We start from the raw sequence: 6,366 nt of genomic DNA, 5'->3' as shown, positions 1-6,366 counted from the left end.
GAATATCTTAAATTATATAAGCTATTCGTACAATATAAAACTTGAAAAAACTCTGGGGTGAAGCTGATTTCTATAGAAAAATTAATGTAGAAACTTCAGTACCTTGGGAGTTTTCGAGAATACTATAAACTTTACTATGGGGGGTGTTATTTTTGAAAATTGAATATTTAAAATATATTATAGAAATAGAAAAACAAGGCTCAATATCTAAGGCCGCTCGTTCTCTTTTTTTAACACAACCATATTTAAGTAAAGCCATCCATGAACTTGAAGAAGAGATTAATGTAACTATCTTTATAAGGAACAAGAATGGTGTTCAAGTAACTGATCAGGGGGGAGAAGTTATTGAACATGCTAAAAAAGTAATTAAAGATGTAGAAAACTTTATAAATCTATATAATGACACACAAAGTAAGATATATACTTTTAAATTATCTACTATTCATTCTTCACATACTATAGATACTTTTTTTAGACTTAATGATGAATATGAAAATGAAACCGATACACGATTTTATATTAAAGAAACAAATAATTATACTGTAATCAATGATATTTATTCTCAAGAATCTAATATTGGTGTGGTATATATTCCAAAATCTATGAAAAATACCTTTATTAATATACTTAAAATGAAAAATATAAATTATACATTTATTTGTGACTTAGATAGACAAGTTATACTATCTAAAAATCATCCATTATTAAAGAATGGTCATAAAATACGTCTTGAAGAGCTTTATAAATATGGTATGGTTAGATATACTGATTATATGGGATTTGGCATTGAAAGTGTGGATTATGTATCTATATATAATTTAAAAAATATGGATAAAATCAATAAAATTATATATGTGAACAATCGTGCAATGTTACATAATGTATTAACTCAAACAAATTATTTTACAATAGGGATAAAAGATACTATAAATCAAGAGGAAACATATAATATTGTGTCTGTTCCCATTGAAGATGACAATGAATTTCAAAGTATATGGGGAGAAATGTGGGCAATAAATTTAAAAGATAAGACTATTGATGAGCTTTCAAAGAAATTTATTAAAATATTAAAAGATAACTATGGGAAACCACAAAGAACAGCTCCTGTTAAATAGCAGGGGCTGTATAAAACTTTAGAATTTCTTTATAATTACTTTAGAAAAACTATAGATACTTCATTTATAATAAAACATGGAAAGCTTTCCAGTTAGAGATTAAATAAAAATGTAAGGGAGATGTTATAGCGTGAAGATTAAAAAGAAAGCGGCAATGATTCTAAGTTTCACTGTAGGTACTTTAATGTTTGCAACAACTGCTATGGCGGAAGTAATGTCTAAAAGTGGGTATGATCAAGCTAAGGATGCAATAAAGTATTCGGCAGATAGTCTTACTAGTAAATTTTCAAATTACACTATGGATGTATCCATGACTATGAAAGATAACGGTAAGGTTATTATTTCAGAAAATACATTAAATAAATATGATATAGCTAAAAATGCCTGTGAAAATGTTAATACAAGTATTATAGGAAATAAAAAGAAAGAAGGTTACTTCTATAAAGATAAAAATGGTGTGATTACTACTAATGAAAATAAAAGTATTTACTATGTAACTGAATATGAAACTCCATCTAAAGAAGAAGGCATTAAGAATCCATTTAAGGAAAAGAAAGCAGGGGATGTTGAAAAGATAATAGATGCTGTTGTAGGAAATTTAAAGGATTATGTTGTAGTGGATGAGAAATCCGATGGAAGTAAAGAGCTATCTGGATCTATAAGTGAAGCTCAAATACCTGCACTTATAAACGCTATTGCATCATACACATTAAAGAATGAAGTTTCAGTTAATAGGAATCCTGAAGAAGCAAATATTATGCCAAGGATCGCTAAAGATGTATATGTTAAGGAAGCTAAAGGCAGGATGATTGTAGGTAAGAATGGGGTAATACAAAGTGTTAATGGTACAGGAATACTTTCAGGCAAGGATGAGCAGGGTAAGGAACATGAGTTTACATTTGAAGTACTTGGTAAAATAACTAATGTTAATTCTACAGCTGTAAATAAGCCAAATCTTTCAGGAAAGAAAGTAGAAAAGCACGTACAAAAGAATAACGATGAACTTGCAAATCCTGAAAAGTATGTTGGTAAGTATAATAATGATATAATTATAGAAAAAGATGGTAGGTTCCAAAAAATTGGAGAAAGAATATTAACCATAGATCATTCTGATAATGAATCCATTTCTGGATTATATCATGAACAATATATAAAAGGATATGAAAATTATGCAACAAAAGATTTAAAATTTGATGCAAAATATGATAAAGATAAATATAATGCAAGATTTAATGTTGAAGGTTCTTCAGAAAAAGGCAATATAAGCATTGATAGGCAGAATGTAAAAGTTTATTTTTATTTGCCAAATGCATCAAAATCTGGAGCAAATTTTGATGGACAATTTAATAGAGTATTTGATTAATAGTAAATAAAACAAAAAAAGCACTATGCACCTTTTTTAGTGGGCAATTGATAATTGACGGTTGACAGTTAAGGATAATTTTTTTCATTGACATTAGGTCAAATTGGAATTTGTTATTTGGATAAGAACTATTACTTCTTAGCTCTTACCTCTTACCTCAACTGTCAATTGTCCTCTGTCAACTGTCAATTTAAAAAATTGGACACAATTTTTTTTAGGGGGGGTTAAATTGGAGAAAGTTATTGAGATAAATAACCTGAGTAAAATTTATAAAAATGGAAGAGGAATAATGGATATCAATCTAGAGCTAAATAGAGGGGATGTATTTGGATTTTTAGGACCAAATGGGGCTGGAAAAACTACTGCTATGAAAATTATGACCGGACTAATAAGACCAGATAGTGGTGATGTTAAGATTTTAGGATATAGTGTACTAGAGGATTTTGAAAAAGCTATGTCAAAGGTAGGATGTATTATTGAAACCGCAGAGTCATATTCATATTTAACTGCTTATGAAAATCTTAAACAATTTTCAAGATATTATAAAGATGTTGATGATAAGAGAATTGAAGAAGTTTTGGAGATTGTAGGACTTCAAAGATTTAAAAATGAAAAAACAGGAAAGTTTTCACTTGGAATGAAACAAAGACTAGGAATTGCAGCAGCAATTTTATCTAGACCTGAGATTGTTATTCTGGATGAGCCTTTAAATGGTTTGGATGTTGAGGGAATGTTGGATATAAGAAACCTTATAAAAGATCTTGCTGAAAAAGAAAAAACTACCTTCTTTATATCAAGCCATCTTATTCATGACATAGAACTTACTTGTAATAGAATAGGGGTTCTATATAATGGAAGGATGCTTAATGTAGATACCACTGAGAATATATTAAATAATTATGCTTCATTGGAGAACTATTTCATAAGCGAGGTGGAACGAAATGGTAGAATTTAAGGCTGCTGTAGTTAACGAAATCGAAAAGCTATATAAAAAGAAAAAAGTTATAGTAGCAGCAATAGTGTCACTAATTTTTATAGTAATAGGACAACTTATTATTGTGGGAGTAAGAAGTGGATTTGGATTAAGAGGTGCTTCTAGCATGGACTTCCCAATATTGGTACTATCTGTAGTGGTTAATACCATTTTACCTCTTTTTACTGCACTGGTTACCATAGATAGTTTCTCAGGAGAGTTTTCTCATAATACTATGAAGATTGCCATTACAAGACCAATAACAAGATTGAAATTTTTTACGGCAAAAATAGTAGCTATAATGTTTTTTGTATTGACTAATCTTTTATTTGTAATGATTTTTTCAATTATTGCAGGAGTAATTTTTAATTTCAATTCTTTTACATTTCAAGGCATAATGAGAATAGTTGTATCCTATGCAGTTACAATTTTTCCTATGATGATTTTAGTATTGCTAATTATAACTTTTACTAACATTATAAAAAGTGGAACAGGTGTATTTTTCTTATCAATTTTTGTTTTCATTATTTTTAAAGCTTTAGAAATTATATTTTCACAATATTCGGGGATATTTTTCACATCAATGTTTAACTGGTATAATTTATGGATAATGAGTAATTTTCCATTCTTAAAAATTTTTCGTCAGTTTATGATGATGCTGAGCTATGGTATATTACTTTTTACACTTGGTTATTATTTATTTGATAAAAAAGATTTTTAAGGTGAAGAAATGGATATAAAAAAACGATTTATAATATCTAATACCATAACAGCTATAGTACCAGTTATTATTACGGTTATAACCATATCTGGTTTTTTATTTGTGTCATCAAAGTTTCTTGGAATGGATATGAATTATGATGGATTTAAAAAAAATGTTCTTATAAGGTCTGAACTAGTAGCTATTAGAAATGATATATTAAAACAAAATATTGAAAATGTTGAAGAAACTAAATTTCAAGAAAATTTATCACAGCAGATTTCAAGTCTGAATGGCAAATTTATAATTATTAAAGAACATAAAATTATAGCTAATCCTAATAACATTAATAAAATAGATATAGAAAAGTGTATGGAATTAGTGGAAAAAAATAAGATGGATAAGAAAATTGTAATTGATAGAATTTCTTATATGGTTGAAGTTATCAATATAAATTCAAAAGATAATGCAGCTATAAGTTTAATATTATTAGCACCTATAGGAGAAGATATTAGTTTGCTTAATAAACTTATTATTGCTGCTATTGTGGTTTATATAATATCCTTTATAATTACCAACATGATTATGTCATACCTTTTCTCAAAGAGAATAATAAAGCCTATTAAGGACTTAAAAAAGGCCACAATTGAAATTAGCACGGGAAATTTAAACTGTGAGATTATTGAAGATGGGGATAAAGAAATACAGGAACTATGTCATGGCTTTGAGGCTATGAGAGTACAGTTAAAGGATTCTATAACTATGAAAATGAAGTATGATGATAATCGTAAAGTTCTAATATCAAGTATTTCCCATGATCTAAAGACACCAATAACATCAATAAAAGGTTATGTTGAAGGAATATTAGATGGAGTAGCAAATACACAAGAAAAAAGAAAAAATTATTTAAAAACCATTTATTCAAAGGCTGAACACATTGATCATATGATTGATGATTTACTTTTATACTCAAAACTTGATTTAAATCAGATTCCTTTTAATTTCGAAAAAACAGATATTATTGAATACTTTAATTACTGTGTGTATGAAATTGAACCCGAACTTATAAAAAATAATATAAAAATACAATTGAAGAATGATTTAAAAACTTGTAAATATGTTATGATAGATAGAGAAAGAATGAGAAGAGTAATATTAAATATTATAGGGAATTCCTGTAAATATATGGATAAAGAACAAGGGGAAATAACACTAAATTTAAGAGAGACAAACTCTAGCATTATTATAGAGATAAGAGATAATGGTTCTGGAATTGATAATGATGATATTAATAAAATATTTTATAGATTTTATAGGTCAGATACTGCAAGAAGTGGGGCTAAAGGAAGTGGATTAGGGCTTTCTATTGCAAAACAGATTGTAGAGGGACATAAAGGAAGAATATGGGCAGTTAGCCATGGAGATGAGGGAACAAGTATTATGATATCTCTTGGAAAGGTAATGGGAAATAAGCAGGTAGAGAATTAATTGGGGGCTTTGAAGAATATGAAGAAGATATTAATAGTTGAAGATGACATAAGTATTGCTGAACTTCAAAGAGATTACTTAGAACTATCGGGATTTGAAGTGAAAATTTGTACCGATGGAGTATCTGGATTAAATGAAATAAAGGAAAATAAATACGATTTAATAATTCTTGATGTTATGCTCCCTAAAATTGATGGATTTGATATATTAAGAATTATACAGGAACATAAAGATATACCAGTGCTAATGGTTTCTGCTAAAAAGGAAGAAATTGATAAAATAAAGGGATTAAGTCTTGGAGCAGATGACTATATAACAAAACCATTTAGTCCAGGAGAATTAGTTGCAAGAGTTAAATCTCATATCCAAAATTATGAGAGATTAAAAAATAAGTTTAGCAATAAGTCAAATAATAATAGTATAACTATTAGAGGGCTAGAAATACTCAAGGATTCAAGACAAGTATTTATAAATGGCAAAGAAGTTAATCTAGCACAAAAAGAATTTGAGTTATTACTGTATATGGCACAAAACCCTAATAGAGTGTTTGGAAAAGATGAGTTGTTTGAGAGAATTTGGGGCTTAGATTCCCTTGGAGACAATGCTACTATTACAGTACACATTAGAAAAATAAGAGAAAAAATTGAATCCAATCCATCAAATCCACAATATATTGAAACAGTGTGGGGAGTTGGTTATAGGATTAGGGTATAAGCAGCCGCCATGG

General features: G+C 28.4%; 6 protein-coding genes. All 6 read left to right on the top strand.

The genetic code is table 11. The annotated features are described in order from the left end of the window. Window positions 1-152 precede the first annotated feature (152 nt). The 6 genes from CLLI_RS09335 (at window position 153) to CLLI_RS09310 (ending at window position 6,353) form a co-directional block, all read left to right on the top strand. Complete coding sequence (locus tag CLLI_RS09335) at window positions 153-1,115, top strand: LysR family transcriptional regulator (RefSeq protein WP_170063693.1); 963 nt, start codon at window positions 153-155, stop codon at window positions 1,113-1,115. Between the two features lie 130 nt (window positions 1,116-1,245). Then, a complete protein-coding gene (locus CLLI_RS09330; protein ID WP_106063948.1) occupies window positions 1,246-2,478 on the top strand; it encodes a hypothetical protein in 1,233 nt (410 codons plus the stop codon). Window positions 2,479-2,707: 229 nt separating this feature from the next. Next, the gene (locus CLLI_RS09325) at window positions 2,708-3,433 is read left to right on the top strand and encodes an ABC transporter ATP-binding protein (protein WP_106063947.1); all 726 of its coding nucleotides are present in this window, start codon (window positions 2,708-2,710) and stop codon (window positions 3,431-3,433) included. Continuing rightward, complete coding sequence (locus tag CLLI_RS09320) at window positions 3,420-4,172, top strand: ABC transporter permease (RefSeq protein ID WP_106063946.1); 753 nt, start codon at window positions 3,420-3,422, stop codon at window positions 4,170-4,172. The genes CLLI_RS09325 and CLLI_RS09320 overlap by 14 nt, the downstream gene beginning before the upstream one ends. 9 nt (window positions 4,173-4,181) lie before the next feature. After that, window positions 4,182-5,639, top strand: a complete 1,458-nt coding sequence (locus CLLI_RS09315) for a sensor histidine kinase (RefSeq protein WP_106063945.1) — start codon at window positions 4,182-4,184, stop codon at window positions 5,637-5,639. An 18-nt stretch (window positions 5,640-5,657) separates the two neighbouring features. Then, window positions 5,658-6,353, top strand: coding sequence for a response regulator transcription factor (locus tag CLLI_RS09310; RefSeq protein ID WP_106063944.1), 696 nt, complete (start codon window positions 5,658-5,660; stop codon window positions 6,351-6,353). Window positions 6,354-6,366: the final 13 nt, after the last annotated feature.

The sequence above is a fragment of the Clostridium liquoris genome (assembly GCF_002995785.1).
GTDB classification, from domain to species: domain Bacteria; phylum Bacillota; class Clostridia; order Clostridiales; family Clostridiaceae; genus Clostridium_AO; species Clostridium_AO liquoris.
The sequence above is the reverse complement of the archived record's forward strand: the minus strand, read 5'-3'. Positions and strand labels throughout refer to the sequence as shown.

Bases quoted from the DNA above. Each gene is read 5' to 3' on its own strand.
- CLLI_RS09320 (WP_106063946.1), top strand. From the start codon at position 3,420: ATGGTAGAATTTAAGGCTGCTGTAGTTAACGAAATCGAAAAGCTATAT.
- CLLI_RS09310 (WP_106063944.1), top strand. From the start codon at position 5,658: ATGAAGAAGATATTAATAGTTGAAGATGACATAAGTATTGCTGAACTT.
- CLLI_RS09315 (WP_106063945.1), top strand. From the start codon at position 4,182: ATGGATATAAAAAAACGATTTATAATATCTAATACCATAACAGCTATA.